The sequence below is a fragment of the Aliiglaciecola litoralis genome (assembly GCF_039523355.1).
GTDB lineage: Bacteria > Pseudomonadota > Gammaproteobacteria > Enterobacterales > Alteromonadaceae > Aliiglaciecola > Aliiglaciecola litoralis.
Genome location: NZ_BAAAFD010000005.1, coordinates 113,639 through 131,517, shown reverse-complemented (window position 1 = coordinate 131,517; position 17,879 = coordinate 113,639). Strand labels below are relative to the sequence as shown.

15 protein-coding genes are annotated in these 17,879 nt (G+C 44.3%); 7 read left to right on the top strand and 8 right to left on the bottom strand.

Translation table 11 applies throughout. The annotated features are described in order from the left end of the window. Nucleotides 1-63: 63 nt before the first annotated feature. Both hldE and trhA read right to left on the bottom strand, forming a co-directional pair. The gene (gene hldE / locus ABD036_RS10400) at nucleotides 64-1,488 is read right to left on the bottom strand and encodes a bifunctional D-glycero-beta-D-manno-heptose-7-phosphate kinase/D-glycero-beta-D-manno-heptose 1-phosphate adenylyltransferase HldE (protein WP_343859563.1); all 1,425 of its coding nucleotides are present in this window, start codon (nucleotides 1,486-1,488) and stop codon (nucleotides 64-66) included. A 252-nt stretch (nucleotides 1,489-1,740) separates the two neighbouring features. After that, nucleotides 1,741-2,385: a PAQR family membrane homeostasis protein TrhA gene (gene trhA, locus ABD036_RS10395; RefSeq protein WP_343859561.1), complete on the bottom strand. Its 645-nt coding sequence runs from the start codon at nucleotides 2,383-2,385 to the stop codon at nucleotides 1,741-1,743. 294 nt (nucleotides 2,386-2,679) lie between these two features. Between trhA and ABD036_RS10390 the strand changes: the two genes are divergently transcribed. Beyond that, nucleotides 2,680-3,009 (top strand): GIY-YIG nuclease family protein, encoded by a 330-nt coding sequence (locus tag ABD036_RS10390; protein WP_343859559.1) that lies wholly within the window; start codon nucleotides 2,680-2,682, stop codon nucleotides 3,007-3,009. A 10-nt stretch (nucleotides 3,010-3,019) separates the two neighbouring features. On the opposite strand, the gene ABD036_RS10385 is transcribed toward ABD036_RS10390, so the two are convergent. Continuing rightward, nucleotides 3,020-3,919 carry a DUF350 domain-containing protein gene (locus tag ABD036_RS10385; RefSeq protein ID WP_343859556.1) on the bottom strand — a complete coding sequence of 300 codons (900 nt, stop codon included), beginning with the start codon at nucleotides 3,917-3,919 and terminating at the stop codon, nucleotides 3,020-3,022. A 166-nt stretch (nucleotides 3,920-4,085) separates the two neighbouring features. Between ABD036_RS10385 and glnE the strand changes: the two genes are divergently transcribed. Beyond that, a complete protein-coding gene (gene glnE, locus ABD036_RS10380; RefSeq protein WP_343859554.1) occupies nucleotides 4,086-6,959 on the top strand; it encodes a bifunctional [glutamate--ammonia ligase]-adenylyl-L-tyrosine phosphorylase/[glutamate--ammonia-ligase] adenylyltransferase in 2,874 nt (957 codons plus the stop codon). An 81-nt stretch (nucleotides 6,960-7,040) separates the two neighbouring features. Here glnE and ABD036_RS10375 read toward each other — a convergent pair whose 3' ends face one another. After that, entirely contained in the window at nucleotides 7,041-7,652 is a 612-nt protein-coding gene (locus ABD036_RS10375; protein ID WP_343859552.1) for a TcpQ domain-containing protein, read from the bottom strand. A 23-nt stretch (nucleotides 7,653-7,675) separates the two neighbouring features. After that, nucleotides 7,676-8,608 (bottom strand): LpxL/LpxP family Kdo(2)-lipid IV(A) lauroyl/palmitoleoyl acyltransferase, encoded by a 933-nt coding sequence (gene lpxL / locus ABD036_RS10370; RefSeq protein WP_343859550.1) that lies wholly within the window; start codon nucleotides 8,606-8,608, stop codon nucleotides 7,676-7,678. A gap of 81 nt (nucleotides 8,609-8,689) precedes the next feature. Between lpxL and ABD036_RS10365 the strand changes: the two genes are divergently transcribed. After that, nucleotides 8,690-12,226: a response regulator gene (locus tag ABD036_RS10365; protein ID WP_343859547.1), complete on the top strand. Its 3,537-nt coding sequence runs from the start codon at nucleotides 8,690-8,692 to the stop codon at nucleotides 12,224-12,226. 741 nt (nucleotides 12,227-12,967) lie between these two features. Here ABD036_RS10365 and ABD036_RS10360 read toward each other — a convergent pair. After that, nucleotides 12,968-13,612 carry a GNAT family N-acetyltransferase gene (locus ABD036_RS10360; RefSeq protein ID WP_343859545.1) on the bottom strand — a complete coding sequence of 215 codons (645 nt, stop codon included), beginning with the start codon at nucleotides 13,610-13,612 and terminating at the stop codon, nucleotides 12,968-12,970. Nucleotides 13,613-13,800: 188 nt separating this feature from the next. On the opposite strand from ABD036_RS10360, the gene ABD036_RS10355 reads away from it, so the two are divergent. Next, the gene (locus ABD036_RS10355; RefSeq protein ID WP_343859542.1) at nucleotides 13,801-14,031 is read left to right on the top strand and encodes a DUF2789 domain-containing protein; all 231 of its coding nucleotides are present in this window, start codon (nucleotides 13,801-13,803) and stop codon (nucleotides 14,029-14,031) included. 30 nt (nucleotides 14,032-14,061) lie between these two features. On the opposite strand, the gene ABD036_RS10350 is transcribed toward ABD036_RS10355, so the two are convergent. Further along, the gene (locus ABD036_RS10350) at nucleotides 14,062-14,424 is read right to left on the bottom strand and encodes a DUF3192 domain-containing protein (protein ID WP_343859540.1); all 363 of its coding nucleotides are present in this window, start codon (nucleotides 14,422-14,424) and stop codon (nucleotides 14,062-14,064) included. Between the two features lie 156 nt (nucleotides 14,425-14,580). Between ABD036_RS10350 and ABD036_RS10345 the strand changes: the two genes are divergently transcribed. Next, a complete protein-coding gene (locus ABD036_RS10345; protein WP_343859538.1) occupies nucleotides 14,581-14,883 on the top strand; it encodes a hypothetical protein in 303 nt (100 codons plus the stop codon). On the opposite strand, the gene syd is transcribed toward ABD036_RS10345, so the two are convergent. Beyond that, nucleotides 14,880-15,422 (bottom strand): SecY-interacting protein, encoded by a 543-nt coding sequence (syd, locus tag ABD036_RS10340; RefSeq protein ID WP_343859537.1) that lies wholly within the window; start codon nucleotides 15,420-15,422, stop codon nucleotides 14,880-14,882. The genes ABD036_RS10345 and syd overlap by 4 nt on opposite strands. A 107-nt stretch (nucleotides 15,423-15,529) precedes the next feature. Here syd and queF point away from each other — a divergent pair, with 107 nt between their 5' ends. Both queF and ppnN read left to right on the top strand, forming a co-directional pair. Continuing rightward, nucleotides 15,530-16,399 carry an NADPH-dependent 7-cyano-7-deazaguanine reductase QueF gene (gene queF / locus ABD036_RS10335; RefSeq protein ID WP_343859535.1) on the top strand — a complete coding sequence of 290 codons (870 nt, stop codon included), beginning with the start codon at nucleotides 15,530-15,532 and terminating at the stop codon, nucleotides 16,397-16,399. A 68-nt stretch (nucleotides 16,400-16,467) separates the two neighbouring features. Next, nucleotides 16,468-17,826, top strand: a complete 1,359-nt coding sequence (gene ppnN / locus ABD036_RS10330) for a nucleotide 5'-monophosphate nucleosidase PpnN (protein ID WP_343859533.1) — start codon at nucleotides 16,468-16,470, stop codon at nucleotides 17,824-17,826. Nucleotides 17,827-17,879: the final 53 nt, after the last annotated feature.

Here is a 17,879-nt window from a genome sequence, read left to right as displayed (position 1 = left end):
TTAACCTAACCAATAGATATGCTTTGCGTCAGTGTTCAATCAGCTTACGTTAACGACCTTGGCCTACTCGGCGGATTGGACCAGATTATTGATAATACTGGTGGTCGACACACCGTCTTCAAAATTCAATACTTTTACCTCACCACCATTGGCCATTACTTGTCGACCTCCTGCGATGTCAGCGACTGCATAATCACCGCCTTTGACGAGGATATCTGGCAAGATCTCACTGATCAGTCGCTCGGGTGTTTGCTCGGTGAATTCAACCACCCAGTAAACCGATGCTAAGCCTGCCAACACCGACATTCTGCGACTGACATTATTAACCGGACGGCCCGGTCCTTTGAGGTCACGAACAGATTGATCTGAATTGACCGCCACTATCAATTTATCCCCCAGCTGTGCGGCATTATGCAAGTAAGAAACATGACCTGCATGCAAGATATCGAAGCAACCATTGGTCATCACAATTTTCTCGCCTCGGCGCTTTGCTGCATCCACAGCAATGGCGAGCTGCTGTTGGGTCATGACGCCACGGCCATAATCAGCAATGTCCCCCATAGCTTGGCTAAGCTCGTTATAGCTTACCGTCGAGGTGCCTAATTTGCCGACCACGATGCTCGCTGCGGCATTGGCTAGCGCACTGGCGTCTTCGAGCGAGCACCCGGCGGCCATAGCGACACACAGGGTAGAAATGACGGTGTCACCGGCACCTGTTACGTCATACACTTCTTTGGCTTTTGCCGGTAAGTGGACTTCGCCCTGATCTTTTTGCAGTAGCGTCATGCCCTTTTCAGAGCGTGTTACTAAAAACGCCTGTAATTGCAACTCCGTTATCAACCCCTGAGCTTTAGCTACTAAGGTCGATTCATCCTTACAGCTTCCCACTATGGCTTCAAATTCGCCCATATTCGGAGTCAATAAAGTCGCACCTGCATACTTGCTAAAATCACTACCTTTTGGATCGACCACAACGGCAATATTCTTTTCTCTGCACAGTTGAATGAGATGTTGAACATCGCTCAATGCGCCTTTGGCATAATCAGACAAAATGACCAATTGCACCGAATCTAAATGTTGTTGAAATCGCTCGGTAAGCTCAGATTTGTCGACATCCGCAAAGCTTTTTTCAAAATCGAGGCGGATAAGTTGTTGGTTGCGACTCATCACCCGCAATTTAGTAATAGTGTCAAACCCACCTATTTGACAAAAGTCACACATCACACCGATGGAGCTAAGTGATTGATTTAAAATTTGCGCCGATTCATCTTGGCCAGTTAAACCAAGCAAAGTCACATTTGCACCCAGCGCAGCGACGTTCATGGCAACGTTTGCCGCACCACCAGGACGATCTTCAATATCGCTGATGGCGACTATCGGTACCGGTGCCTCAGGAGATATTCTACCCGTAGGTCCAGTCCAATAACGATCGAGCATTACATCCCCTACAACCAGAATGTTGCAAGTAGAAAAATCAGGTAGCTGCATAAGTGAAAATTCCATACCAAATACGAATTGGCCGAATTATACCAATTTGACAATGAAATGCTTTGATTAAGCTGAAATCGTTAAAACACAAGCGCTAAAAATGAAAATTGCCACTGTATTTCGATTTGGTGAATGCTAATTAATGTCAGTAATGCTCAGCAGTGCAACGGCAAGACAACATAAAACGTACCAATAGCAATGTGACGTTTTAGGACTTATTAGAAGTTCAGTTTGACCAATTAAGCGCTTGGCTTAAATCACATAAAAGTAAATTGCGAAATAGTGACATGCACATCCCGCGATAACGAAAAAGTGCCAAATCGCATGGGTAAACATCAGGTGTTTTTTGACATAAAAAATCACCCCAATACTGAAGCACAGTCCACCAGCCACTAACAACAATAAGCCATCGAAGGGCAAAGCCTGATACAAGGGATAAGCCAAAACCACGGCCAACCAGCCCATCACCAAATAGGTGATCACTGACACGCGTGGAAAACGATGACGAACAAAGACTTTGAAAGTCACCCCAAAAAGTGCAATTGCCCATATGACGCTTAATGACGTCCAACCAACCCAACCGCCAATGCTAACCGCCAATATGGGTGTATAGGTTCCGGCAATAAGTAAATAAATGGCGCTGTGATCTACCAATTTAAACAGCTGTCGTGCGCGCTTTTGTTTGGCACTATGATATAGAGTTGATGAAAGAAACATGATGGTTAAAGACGCGCCGTAAATCGCCGATGCGGTGATCGCGGTCGCCGATTCACTGCGAATTAATAGATAAACAAGCCCCAAAACAGCAAAGATAAGACCAATGCCATGACTTAAAGCGTTGATCAGCTCTTCTTTGGGCGAATAACTAAAATCTAAGGCGGAGGAGTCGCTTTTCACTGTGTACCCGACTTGAAAAAAGAAAGAAGCTTACCCTTTGAGCGTACACTTGTACACTCAAAATAATAATATACCTGCCCGAATTGTTATAAATGCCATCGCGTTGCTTTTGCAACCTTTATTTGCACTTTTAAATTAATCGTCTGATGATAAACTCAATAATATTACTGTCACGCTGCTGAGAAGCCGCATCTTGCGACTTTTCACTCGTTGTATTCTAGCCAATAGCACATTGTGATGACCATGTTAAACGGCTCACATCAATGTTAGGCCACCTGAACGGAACTTCAATTTTTGCAAAATCAACCTTGGACGCTCTATTTAGTAAGGAATAACCTCGGCAATTTATATTGTGGGATCTGTACAGACTTAGCTCGGCGCTTCAGCGAACATGCCAGTGGCGGTAAGCGCTGTGCCAAAGCGCTCAAAGGGAAAGGACCGCTGGTATTGGAGTTTGCCACCTATATCGAAGATCGCTCACGCGCACTCAAATTGGAGTATTGGCTAAAACAGCAATCTAGAGCCTACAAGCTCGCCTTGGTCAAAGGTCACGCTGAATTGCCTGAAGCCTGTCAACGCTACTCTTCAGCAGCCCTGAAGGAGATTAATCAGCAGGTATATTGAAACAACTAAATTAAAACAAACCACTGACAATCATGGCAATGCCGACACTAAGCGCCAACTCAATGCTGGCAACGCCGACATTGTGTTGCTGATCGACTTCTTGGATGATGTTTAATCCAGCCAACACCGCGCGTTTGGCAATAATGACCAGCACCACTAACAATAATGTGAGTGCCATGCCGACGATCAACCAGCCAGTGAGATTACTCACATACCCAACCGGATTGTATTTCAACAAACTACTGGCGGCGGAAACCACTATCGCGGTCCCCAATAGATTGCCTGAATGTTGCAATGCCAAGGCCATTTGACCTTTAGTGATGGATTGTTGAAAGGTGCCGCTTTGGTTATTTTCTTTATAACGTCGTTCGTAAATACGCGTCGCGGTTAGCAAAATTGCCTGTGTCACTACAAAACCGGACAGTACCGCAAATAAAGCATTGAGATCAAACCCCTCTACCCACATCAACACACTGCTAACGATAATTGCGGTAGACACCGAGCTTGCAGCATCTATCAAGGCAATACTGGTATTTCGTTTCTTAATTAAGGCTTCTTTATCGAGACGATTGAGAATGATTTTATCATGCAAGACACGCCCGATTTTGATCAGTAACAGTCCGACTAAACCGTACAGCAACATACTCAACGCAGCGGTCAAATAGTCTGATTTTTCCGAACTTGCGGCGGCAGCGGCCAACACGATACACAAAGATAACATCCGTCCAGCGACGCTGATCCCAAAAGCAAAGTTATCCTGCGCACAGAGTTCATCAGAAGTACTGACCGAGGCCATTTTGCCTGACATCAAACGCAACGCAAACAACAGGCATATTGCAATCACAATATCGATTGCTAAGTAGTACCAGATGTCTGCAGAAAACGGGACTGAATTGACTAATTCTTGCATGCTGTATTCCAAATCAAAGGGGTTTCTCAACTAAGGCTTGTTTGTATTAACATATCATATAGCATGGTTCGTCGATGATCACTATGGTCACACCTATTGCCTTTAAATTTGCTCGGATGCCACAGCCCAATAATCGCAACGAGTATTTCTTTCGTGGATAAACAAGATGACAAGTGGCTCTTCTAATATTGATGAAAAAGCACAGGCCTATTGGCAGCGTTTGAATGACGTCATGCCCCAGACACATTGGCCAGACGCGCAACAGCAGCAACTTCTTAAGTTGTTAGGGCTAAGTGACTTTATCGCTGAGCAGCTTATTGCTAAACCACAGATGATCAGTGACTTACTATCAGTATTGGCCCACCCGCCCGCTGCGGTGGATTATCAAGGCGAATTGAAAGAACGCATCATGCCATTGAGCGATGAAACCGCCCTACACCGAGAAATACGCTATTTTCGCCATACTCACATGGTGAATATTGCGGCCTTAGACCTGCTTAACTTGCAAAGCATAGAGACGTCACTGCAACATACCTCTGATTTGGCGGACGCGCTCATTAATACTACTTACCAATGGCTGTATGCGTGGTTTTGCGACAAATATGGCTGCCCACAAGGCCCCTATGGTCCGCAACCCATGCTCATTCTAGGGATGGGAAAATTAGGTGGTAGAGAACTCAATTTCTCCTCAGATATCGACTTGATATTCTGCTTCCCTGCCGCCGGAGAGTTAGCCGGTGCGCGCAAGCCTCTGGAGCATCAACAGTTTTTTACCAAATTGGCGCAACGCTTGATACAAGCGTTAAATCAAACCACCCAAGATGGTCAAGTATTTCGGGTCGATATGCGATTGCGTCCACTAGGGGAAAGTGGTCCCTTGGTTATGAACTTAGATGCATTTGAAGACTATTATCAAGAGCAAGGCCGCGAGTGGGAGCGCTACGCTATGGTCAAAGCACGGGTGCTAAACGATAGCTCTGAATACAGCAAACAGTTAAAGGATATTCTAAAGCCTTTTGTTTTTCGTCGTTACATCGACTATAGCGCGATGGATTCATTGCGAAAAATGAAGTCACTGATCAACCAAGAGGTTCGCCGCAGAGGATTGGTTAACAATATTAAACTCGGTGCCGGTGGAATTCGCGAAGTCGAATTTATTGCCCAGAGTTTTCAGTTGATCAAAGGGGGCCGGACAACGGAGTTACAAATAAACGGCCTGATTGCCACACTGGATATCTTGATTGAAGAACAACTATTGCCCGCCGCAGAGGCCGCGCAATTGAAAGAGAGTTATTTGTATCTGCGTAAAGCCGAACACAGCTTACAGCAGTTTGCAGATCAGCAGACTCAAGAGCTCCCTGTCAATCAACTAGACAAAAGCCGCCTGTGTCAGGTGTTAAATTTCGGAAGCTATCACGAGTTCGAGCAAGCGCTTGCTGCTCATATGCGCGCAATTAACAGTCAATTTCAATTGTTAATTGGTGATACGCCTATCCCTAATGAAACAGAAGACTCACCGCAGCTCAATGACTTACAGGATGCATGGCAGCTAAAATTAAGCCAAGACGAAATGGTAGCGATTTTTAATCGTTACTTAACTGACCAGCTAGCCAGCTTGTTTGCTGTGCATATCATGGATTGCAAAACTCAAATTGACAAAAAGCACCCATCCGCCCGCGCTTTAGATACGTTATCCGCTTTAGTGCCACAACTTCTCAATCAAATCATTGACATGACCAGCAGCGTGCAACAAGACACCGACAGTGTGGCCTTGTTGGAACGGGTGTTACACATTCTCATGTGTGTTATTCGCCGCACTACCTATTTACAATTACTACTGGAAAACCAAGGTGCTCAACAGCAGCTTGTGCGGCTGTGCTTTGAGAGCCCATGGATAGCAAAGCAAATTGCGCGCTACCCTATCCTATTGGATGAATTACTCAATCCAGCACAACTGTATAATCCCACGCCTTTCCAAGAATACGAATCTGAATTAACGCAGATGTTGCTCAGAGTGGAACCTGACGATCTCGAGCTACAGATGGAAACCCTGCGGCAATTCAAACAAATCCAACAGCTCAGGATTGCAAGCGCAGATGTCACAGGTGCTTTACCAGTGATGAAAGTTAGCGACTACTTAACGTATTTAGCCCATGCACTGATTGCCGAAGTGGTGAATATGGCATGGCAACAGATGACCGAGAAATACGGCACGCCGCCTGGCACCTCAATTCAAAACAAACAGTTTGCCGTGATCGGTTATGGCAAGCTAGGTGGCATAGAGCTTGGTTATGGCTCTGATCTTGATGTGGTTTTCGTCCATTGCGTCGATACTCAGACTCAAACGGATGGCAGTAAATCGATTAGTACCAATCAATTTTATATCAAACTGGCACAACGCATTATGCACCTATTCATGACCACAACCTCGTCGGGGCAGTTGTATGAAGTCGATATGCGTTTGCGCCCTTCAGGCAATTCAGGGTTATTAGTTTGTCATTTAGATACCTTCGCACAATACCAATCCGAGCAAGCTTGGACGTGGGAGCATCAAGCGCTGGTCAGAGCCAGAGTGGTGTTTGGGTTAACTGACATGGCAGCCCGTTTTGACAAAATCCGTGAACGTGTCCTATCTCGCCCTAGAGAAATAGACAGCCTAAAACACGAAGTGTGTGAAATGCGTCAAAAAATGCGCGACCATTTAAACAAAGGCGATCAACAGTGGCTTGACGTTAAACAAGATACCGGCGCCATCGCGGATATTGAATTTTTGGTGCAGTTTTGGGTGTTAGCGAACGCCAATCAGTTACCTGAATTATGTCAATGGTCAGACAATGTCAGAATTTTAGAGCAGCTTGCTGCATTGGATGTTATTTCGGAGCAAGATAGAAACCAACTCATAGACGCATACCTAGACTATCGCAATCAATCTCATCACCTGACGTTGAAACAAAAATCGATTTTGGTCGATAAAAATCAATTTTCTGAGCATCAAAGTAACGTCACCCGCATTTGGCAACGCACTTTTGAACAGTCATAGTCGCACTAACTAACCTGAAATCTGGATAAGATGTGTCGAGCAAATAAATAATATTTAAGTTTGTCGGCCAAAACGATTCTATCAAGGTAATCGGGTGCAATGCTCTCTTACGTAGGGAGACGATCCTTCCATGATCACCAAAGAGCGTTGCTTGGGGCATATGTAAGCCTGCACCGTATCCTCAAAGCTACTGTCAATGGCGCTGGCAATTTTAGCTAAAGAGCCTGCCACTGTGTTGTCCATTTGAAATTGGTTTTTGATAATGAAGTCTTTATCTAATTCCCAAATCAACTGCATCCCTTCACTTTGGGCAATATCGGTAATCGCTTCTCGCACTGTACTACCAGGCCTGAAGCTACGAAATTTGTGCTCGCCAACCCAACGAGCAGGGATATTACTTTGAATACTTTCCATGTCTTTTAAACGGTTATCCAATGGGGTTTTGGCAGGATTGACTTCCATCACAAAGTCACCAATGTCATCTTCATAGGGTTGACTGGAGGACATTCTATAAGCGGTGTAAAAGTCCGTCATCCCTTGCGAGACACTTTTTTGTTCACCTTGGCCTTGCGGTTTTGGCTTGGACAGGTTGAATTGCTGTAGGTTAAGGATGATCACTGCAATAATGATCAACGCCAGCGCCAGACCAATGTGTTTGGCCCAAAAAATAACCGATGACGAACGCTTAACCATGTTGTTTATCCCCTGCTTTGCAGCTATTCATAAAGTGATGGATCCGTTTCATTCGGGCGAGTTTTAAATCGCTTATGCATCCACAAATATTGAGCTGGGGCAATCTCCACTAACTCTTCCACTTTTTCATTTATTCGTGTTATGTCTTTAATATCGTCCCCAGAAGGGAAATCCTTGAGACCAGGAACGAATTTAACTTTGTAGCCCGAGTCAGTTCGAATCGACACGATAAACACGGTTTCACAGTTACTTTCTTTAGCAAACAGCAGTGTGCCTTTAGTACTGGCCACTTTATCCACGGCGAAGAAAGGCACAAATTCACTGCGATTTCGTCCATAATCTTGATCGGGTAAATAGAAACACACTTCTTGCTGGTCAAGTGCTTCAATTAAACCCTTAACGTTACGTTTGTGGATCATGTATTTATTTGAACGCGCCCGACCTCTGTACTGCATGTACTCCATCAAAGGATTATTGTGTTTACGATAAAACGCCACTGATGGGTGATGCACACCCGCAATACGACAGCCTAACTCTAAATTCATGTTATGAATTGCCAGCCCAAGCACACCCTTTCCTTTGTCTAAAATTGCCTGAACATGTTCATAACCTTCTATTTCGCCATGCTTACGCACACGCCAATCTGGCCACCACCATCCCATGCTGGCTTCCAAGATCGCCATACCCGCATGATCTAGATTTTCATCAACCATGTGCTGGATTTGCTGCGGATTTTTTTGCGGAAAGCACAATTCCAGATTACGCTTTGCTACATCCACGCGTTTTTTGGCCACTTTGGCAAGGATCTTACCCAAACCTTTTCCCAGCCATAACTGAACTTTATATGGCAGCCAAGAAACCGTGTATAAAATGGCAATACTTAACCAGACTGGCCAGTACTGGGGAAGCAAGAATGACCATCTAAAAGGAGGCGCTTTTACCTTTGCATTCGACAAACTATGTTCTCTTTTTCGCATTTCGTTGTATTGTAAATAACAAATGCCTCAGATACCAATTGTAGGACAAGCGGATTTTAGATGAATGATCACCACAGTCACAATGAATTAGATGCCAATTCGCTAACTTGGTTGGAGCTAAGCTCCATTGCAATGCTAATTTGCAACCGTGATAATCAGGTTATTTGGTGTAATTCAGCTGCCTGCAGTTTGTTTGGTAAAGTTGAAAATCAACTACTCAATCAGCCCCTTGAGTCTTTGAGCGGATCCACTGCGTGGCAAGATCACATTCGAGCTCACAGCCATGATCATTTCAGCCAGCAAAAGGGGCCTGTTGAGTTGTTAAATGCCAAGCGCCAATCAATTTACCTAACAATCAACGCGGATAAGGCTCACGGCGCGCAGCACACTCTGCTGTCTCTGGTTCCTGCATGTCATGGCGATCAAAATCAAGATAAAGCGTCAGAGTTAAAAGAGCAAAGTGAAATCACCGCAACCTTTGGTGTGGGTATTTGGCAATACAATATTGATGACGATCGCTTAGATTGGGATCAGCAAATGTATCGTTTGTTCGAAATTACCAGTGAACACTGCATTAAATCACCAGATGATTGGTTTAACTTGATCCACGCCGACGATCAAGAAATGGCAATTAATGAATTTCAACAATCATTACGGCGCGAAAGTGTGTATGAAGCGACATTGCGTCTTAAATCTCCCCAACAATCTGAAAAAGTGATTCAGCTATATGGTCGCACCGTCGGTAAGTCGCGTAAGAAACGCAAACTGATGGGGATCAGCTATGACGCTACTGAGCAGTTTAAAACCCAGAAACAACTACTCGATAGCAACGCGAAAAATGCTTTTTTAGCAAAGGTAGTAGAAGAAACTGATAATGCGATCATTATTTTTACTCCAGGCATGCGCATTAATTGGGTCAATCACGCATTTACTCGCATTAGTGGTTATACCGAATCAGAGGCAATTGGTAGGTCACCTGCAGAATTACTCGGCGGCCCGCTGACAGATAAAAAAACGTCTCAAGCGTTAATCAAGTCACTTAAAGAGCAGCGCCCTTTTACCTGTGAATTAATCAATTACAATAAGAATGGGGAACCTTATTGGATACGGTTAAATAGTCAGCCGATGTATGAAGATGGTTTGTTATCTGGGTTCATGGCAATAGAAACAGACATCACTAAGCAAAAAGAATATGAGCAACAACTGATTAAAATAAACCATCTACAACAGGCTATTTTAAACAGTACTAAGCAGATCATTGTTTCGACCGATCTCGACGGCCACATTGTAAGTTATAACAAAGTGGCTGAAGAGTTACTGCAATACCCCAGACAAGAGGTCGTGGGAAGCGCTACCCCAGAGTTATTTTTCTTGCATAACGCCATGCTCAAACATGCACAGCAAATTGAGGAAAGAGCCAAGACCAATGTCAAAACCGGTTTTGAATCATTAACCTGGGTAGCTAAACAAGGCCTAGCCGAGGAATATGAAACCGTATTTCAAAGTTTAGATGGCACGACATTTCCGGTGCAATTAACCGTGAATGCGGTGATCAACGAGCACTCTGACATTGACGGGTATTTATTTGTCGGACGGGACATCACTGAGTTAAAACGTATTGAGGCAGAGAAGAAACGCAGTGCATCCTTGTTAGAAGCTACCGGAAAAATTGCCAAGTTGGGTGGCTGGGAGCTTGATGTCGAGAGCAACACCCTGTTTTGGACACAAGAAGTGTACCGAATCCATGAACTCCCCATCGGCAGCGAAGTGGATAGTAGTGATGCGCTCAATTTTTACGCCCCTGAAGCACGTCCATTGTTGTCTGAGGCAATTCAACAAGCCATCAAATACGACACCCCTTTTGATTTACAAATGCCGTTTATCACCGCCAAAAACAATCGCATTTGGGTGAGATCAACAGGCCATGTGGAACGCAATGATAACGGCAAAGCAATTTTAAGAGGTGCATTTCAAGACATCACTAAATTAAAACTCGCAGAGGAGCAAGCCAAAGAAGCCAGTCAGGCAAAAAGTGACTTTCTGGCCAACATGAGCCATGAAATTCGTACACCGATCAATGGCATCATCGGTATGAATGATTTACTGCTCAGCACCCCATTAAACAAACAACAGCTGCGGTTTGCCGAGCTTGCGAAAGTAAGTGGTAATGCACTTTTGGCATTGATAAACGATATTTTAGATTTTTCTAAAATCGAAGCTGGCAAACTTTCCATCGATAATATCGAGTTTGATCTACACGATATGCTAGAGCACTTTGTCGAGACATTTTCATTACGAGCACAAGAAAAAGAGCTAGAACTGATTTTTTCAATGACCCCTGCCGTACCTCGATGGGTCAAAGCCGATCCTGGCCGGATCCGCCAAGTGCTGACCAATTTGACCAACAACGCAATTAAATTTACTCAGCAAGGTGAAGTCAAAATTAAGGTCAACTTTGTCCATGGTGACACGGCAGACAAATTAGTATTTTGTATTATTGATACCGGTATTGGCATTCCCCATGAAAAACAGCAACGGCTGTTTGAAAAGTTTGATCAACTGGATACTTCCACTACCCGTAAATATGGCGGTACCGGCTTAGGCTTGTCGATTTCTAAACAATTAGTGACCTTAATGGGCGGCGAAATTGGCGTTAATAGTGAATGGCAGGTTGGCTCAGAATTCTGGTTTGATGTGGTTTGTGAAACCGTCGATAAAGGTGCACAGGGATCTTATCTGCAAGCTAATTTAGCCTTATTGGCTACAACTCGCGTGTTGCTGGTTGAGGACAATGCCAGCAGTCGCGAAGTGATGCGCACCATTCTAGAATCTAAAGGCGTTGAGGTGATTGAAGCTAAAAGTTCGCCTGAAGCGTTAAAAGCATTGCGCCACCACCACCAGCAAAACAGTCTAATAGATATCGCGATCATTGATGCAAATTTGCCCGGTATAAACGGCGAAGAGCTTGCCAAAGCAATTAAAAGTGATGACCGATTTGACACGCTAAAACTCATCATTATGACCACCAATAATCACAAAGGTGATGCTAACCGCTATAAGCAAGTTGGTTTCAGTGCGTTTTTCAATAAACCGGTAAAAGCGGATGACATGTTAAGTGCAATCAAACTGATTGAGACACAAAAGCACGATGGCGCACATGCAGCCACATTGCCACAACTCATCACACGGCATAACCTGCCACACAGCTCGACAAACATGCCAAGAGTGCTTTTGGTTGAAGACAATCCTATCAACCAAGCCGTCGCCTATGAAATGCTAAAAAATTTGGGAGTGCAAATTGAAGTCGCCAGTAACGGTGTAGAAGCCATAGCAGCATTGAATAAGGCGCCTAGACCGTTTCATCTCATATTGATGGATTGCCAGATGCCCGTGATGGATGGCTACGAGGCAAGCAGGAAAATTAGAGCCGCGCAAAACGTCAAATTTGATCCGGCCATCCCCATTGTCGCGCTGACCGCAAATGCGATGAAAGGTGACGCCGAGAAATGTTATGCCGCAGGCATGGATGGTTATTTGACCAAACCCATAGTTGCCGAAGAATTGCAAAAAGGCTTAACGAAATGGCTGCGCAAATAGGTTTGGTCGGTATTCAATAAAATAAAAATTGACCTACGATGTACTTGGTCATTTTGATTCACCGAGAAAACGAGAAAGGCGCGATGACAAAAGCCATCGCGCCCCCAAATTTTGAGTATCCTTCTCAGCTATCCATCGCTATTAAACCATCCCGGTGACATCCGTATGCGCCCCTTTCCATCTATTCTCGCTCATCCTGAGTGAGTCACACATCCTGTGTGTGTCCTTTCCTTTTATCCTTTTTACACTGCACATCCTGATATGCAGCTTTCCTTATCCTTTAGGTGTCCTAGCTCATCCTTGTTCATCCATGAGTCGTTCCATCGTAAGCATCCTAATTGCGAGATATTCATCCTGAATATCGGCTTTCATCCTGAAAGTGTTCCATTTAGGCTATCCGTATGGTCTTCCTGACCCGTCGTGTTTCCTTGTGACGTGATTAAAGATATAGCAAAATCCTGTAACAAACAGAGTAATTATGTTGTTTTTTCTGTTAGGTATTAGACTAAAGTTTAAGAAATTGTATTTTTTTCAATAAATTCAATTGGTTAAAAATTTAGTAAGCAATTGGATAAGCGTTTATTCCGCCATAGACTTACACGCATGTAAGACATTTCGTACAAAAAAAAGCGCGCTTATCGCACGCTGGGATTTTGGTTTGTTGAGTTATCAACCAGAGTTCAGGTTAACTAAACCGTTTTTGAGTTACACCTTAACGTTAGGCTCAACAAAAACAGAATTTTACTGAGGACGCGGTCGGAACATTATCTGACCGGTAATGTGAGCCACTTCTAAATCTTCTACATGTTCATAGTGCCCATCGGCAAAAAATGACAAGCATTTAGGTAAAGTTACATAAACCCCCACCCCTTCACTTTCAGGCTCATCTAACATCACGCTATCAACGGCACTCATCAATACATGCCCTAAGCCGCGGTGCTGGTGATCTGGATGTACGCCAATAAATGACAACATATGATATTGATTATGAGGAATGTGATCGCGCACCCGTTGCTCTTTTTCAACCATCTGCCGAGTACCGAAGAATCCGGCAGTTAGCAGCATTTTTAATCGCCAATGCCAGAATCGACCGGGACCGAATGCACAATTTGGACTGATCAAGCACGCCACTGCCAATAGTCTTTCATCTTCAAACAGACCAATCATCGGTTGCTTGGCGGTCCAAAAGGCATTGAGCTCTTCGCGAATCGCGCTTCTTAAACGCTGCTCATAGCCTTCGTTTTCTGCTTCAAAAATATCCAGAAAAAGAGGGTCATCATGATAAGCCTGATACAAAATAGACGCCGCAATTTTTAGATCTTCAGCAGCTAAATAAACAGCCTTTACTGTGTCAGCTGGATTAAGCTCAGTGGCGGTATTGGTCATTGTGATTTTCTCTTAAACATCATTGCGGCCACTTTACAGAAATATTAACCCCATGTTAACACCTGATTAACCTGATGGCGGTATTTTGCGCTAAATTGGGTATCAAGGGCGATATTATTGAAAGAGGAATCTATAATTAGTCCTACACCGTATAAACAACTTTCTGACCATACTAAAAGGAGCTCACTATGATCGCTGAAAACCTAACAATGAATGATTTATTTTTGCAGCTTGGCTTGGACAATGATGATGAATCAATCGATGCCTTTATCGAAAGCCACAAAGGAATTCCTAGCGCCACTCGCTTAGAGGACGCTAGTTTTTGGTCTGACTCGCAAGCTACTTTTGTGAGAAGCGCCCTATTAGAGGACGCTGAATGGGCCGAACTGATTGATCATCTCGACAGTATGCTCAGATAACCCTAAAAGCGGCCTACACTGGTCAGTGGATTAAATCTGATCGTAGGCCGTGTCACCCCAACCTACCAGTTTGCCGTTTTTAAACACCAGCGGTGTACATTCATCCTTGGTTGTTATGCCATCACCATCACGCAAATGAGTGCGATAGAATAACACCCGAATTTCGTCATCACCTCGTTGGTGTAATTCACTAAAATCGGGTGTGCCCATGCGACTTTTAATTGCTGAAACCGTTGTATTAGTTTCCAGAGAAGCCACGTGCTTGCGATTATCCCGCTCAATGTCTTGCCAGTCTGAATGATGTGAGTAGTCACCTTCACCGCCGACCGAAATAACACACCCTGATAAGGTTAGTGGCAAGATCAAAGCAGCAGCTGTAAGTAATTTTTTCATAGAGTTTCCTTTTACGTTATTTAGACAATGTTAGGCAGTGGAATACAAAAACAAGGCCAACATTTATGTTATTGTTTTAAAAGGAAATTAACTCGTGCGCCAAATAACGTTAATCGATAAAATGTGCACATTCACCAATAATTAGTGTTTTTCATCATGCCCAATAACCAAAATTACATAGTGTCCTTGTGCGAAAAACTACAGGCGTCACAGCAACAACCCACGGTCGCAATGATCCGTAAGTCAGCCAATCGTTCCTTGCCACTACCTGAGGTGATTGACGTATTGAAACGCTGGAAAAGAGATCCACAGCAGTTTACTGCTGAGTTAGCGCAGCAGCCAGAAAGTGTCGTTGCGGACATCAGCCCACAGCAGCGGGTAACTGATTTGGAAGCGCGCGTTGCCAGTTTAGAGTCTCAGGTACAGCGACTGAACAAGATACTGGAACGCATTCCCTAAAGTCTGGGTGATAGCTGCTGTATAAAAGACAATAATGAATCTGCCAGCTCCTCTTGCGGCTCCAAGCCCACCTGCTCAAGCATCACCTTGCCACTTTCGTTGTCAACGCTAATGATAAAATCGTCTTCATCGGTTACCGCGAAGAACAAGGTTTCTTTTTGTTTCAATCGGCGTTTCATCAACACGTGAGCAATTAGGTTTTGTTGCAAACGCTCAAAGTCTTGTTCATTCCAAGGTAGCAGTAATTGCAGATTGCCTCGCGCAGTTTTAGCGTTCAGGTTGTCACTCCAATAACAGCTAAAATACGCCGCTAACTGCTTATCCATGGTGATATCCAACGCGTTTTCAAAGTCAGATAGCGACATCGGCTGCTGTTGCAAGACAGGTTGCCATCCGACCCATTCGTTATCTTCAGCTTTTGATTGATAGCAAGGCGAAGGCCAATTAGAATCATATTGAATGACCATCGGTTTTTGTTCGGTTTGATACAAGCTTACATAATCCGATACAAATCTTTGTAGTGCTGATTGGATATCCACGAGCTACACTTCCTAATTAAATTCAAATTGTGTCGACTAAACGAGGCTTTTACAACTGAGTAGCTCGACTGTATTACGCCGGCTAGTTTAGCGAATGAGAAAGGTAAATGACAAAAGATTCGAACACGCCAAGTGGCAAAGACACCGACATATCCTACTTAACCTTAGGCAAATCGGTACAATACGTTAGCCAGTATGCGCCCGAATTATTACAAGGGGTACCTAGAAGTTTGAGTCGCAACGAAATCGGCTTAACAGGCCCTTTGCCCTTTCATGGCGAGGACTTGTGGACAGCATACGAGCTCTCTTGGTTAAATCCAAAAGGTAAACCTCAAGTGGCAATCATGCATTGTCGGGTCCCGTTTGATACCCCCAATTTAATCGAGTCGAAAAGCTTTAAACTGTATCTCAATAGTTTCAATCAAACGAAAATCGAATCTAGCGACAAACTACAGCAACTCATCGAGCAAGATTTATCGGCCTGTGCCGGAGGCAGAGTAAGCATAGACATCGTTATGCCTGAGCGCTTTAACCAACAGCAGATCGCCGAATTACCTGGCCAGTGCATTGATCATGTAGATGTTGAAATAAACGACTATCAACTTGATCCAGAATCACTTGCCACGCCTACTACACCTGACTCAGCTGCCACTGTAGTTGAAGAAACCTTGTATAGTAATTTGTTAAAATCCAATTGCTTGATCACCAATCAGCCGGATTGGGGCAGTGTTTCGATACATTATGTGGGACCTAAGATAGACCAACAGAGACTGCTGAAGTACCTGATTTCATTTCGCATGCACAATGAGTTTCATGAACAATGCGCCGAGCGCATATTCAATGATATAAAGCGTTATTGTCACCCTGAAAAACTCTCAGTTTACGCGAGATATACGCGCAGAGGCGGGTTAGACATCAACCCATTTCGCAGTGACTTTGAAAACAGTTACCCGCAAGCTAGACAAGCTCGGCAGTAACCTTGAACATACTGATTTATACCAATATTCGCAATCACCTAGACAGTTAGCTGTAAGGAAAGCAATGTATGACCAAAATCCAATTAAACCCCGTTGGGCCGTTAAGTCAATTATCCCAATTTGAAGTAGACGGACTCAAGCAGTCAGTTGACAGTGAACTCTACAAGCTATTTCGCAATTGTAGTCTGGCGGTGCTCAACTCAGGGGTTGAAGAAGATGACTACGAGCATATTTTCGCACCTTATGAAGATTTTCAGATCAATTTGGTTAGACGCGAGCGCGGCGTCAAAATTGAACTGATCAACCCGCCCGCAGTGGCCTTTGTAGATGGCAAACTGATTAAGGGCGTACACGAGCACTTGTTCGCGGTGCTACGTGACATCTTGCATATGGGTAGCAAATACCACTTTGAAGAGTCTCAGGTTTCTGAATCGCGCTATTTAACTGACATTGTGTTTGACATGCTTAGGCACGCAGAAGCGATAAAAGTTGGCAGTGATCCCAATGTCGTCGTGTGTTGGGGTGGTCACTCTATCGGTGAAATCGAATATAAATACACTAAGAAAGTCGGTTATCAATTGGGCTTACGGGAGATGAACATTTGCACCGGGTGCGGCCCTGGTGCCATGAAAGGCCCAATGAAAGGCGCCACCATTGGTCATGCCAAGCAGCGCTACAATTATGGCCGATACTTGGGTATTTCAGAGCCCTCCATTATTGCCGCCGAGCCGCCCAATGCAATTGTCAACGAGCTGGTGATCATGCCCGACATAGAAAAACGCTTGGAAGCTTTCGTGCGCATCGCTCATTCAATCGTGATTTTCCCAGGCGGGGTAGGAACCGCCGAAGAACTGCTGTATTTATTGGGTGTGATGCTTCACGAAAATAACAAATACCAAGTGCTACCTATAGTGTTAACCGGTCCTGCGCATAGCAAAGAATATTTTGAATCTATCGACAAGTTTATAGGTGAAACCTTAGGGCCTGAAGCACAAAGCCTGTATGAAATCATCGTTGATGACCCCGAAGAAGTGGCAAGAACCCTAAAACGCAAACAAGAATTTGTGCACTCCCATCGCCGTGAGATTGGAGATTCGTATTTGTTCAATTGGTCATTACAGATTGAACCTGAATTCCAAAAACCCTTTATTCCTACGCATGAGAGCATGGCGGCCTTGAACTTACACTATTCTCAACCCAAGGCAGAATTAGCGGCCGCATTGAGAAAAGCGTTTTCGGGCATAGTGGCAGGTAATGTTAAGGCCGAAGGGATCAAGCAGATCCGAGAAAAAGGCCCCTTCACAATAAATGGAGACGCCAAGCTCATGGCCATGCTCGACGACTTATTGGAATCATTTGTAGCTCAGCAACGAATGAAGTTACCCGGTAGTAGCTACAGCCCCTGTTATCAGGTGAAAAAAGGCTAAATTAACCTGAACTCTGGATATTATGTATCGAGCAGCGGATATTATTTGTAACA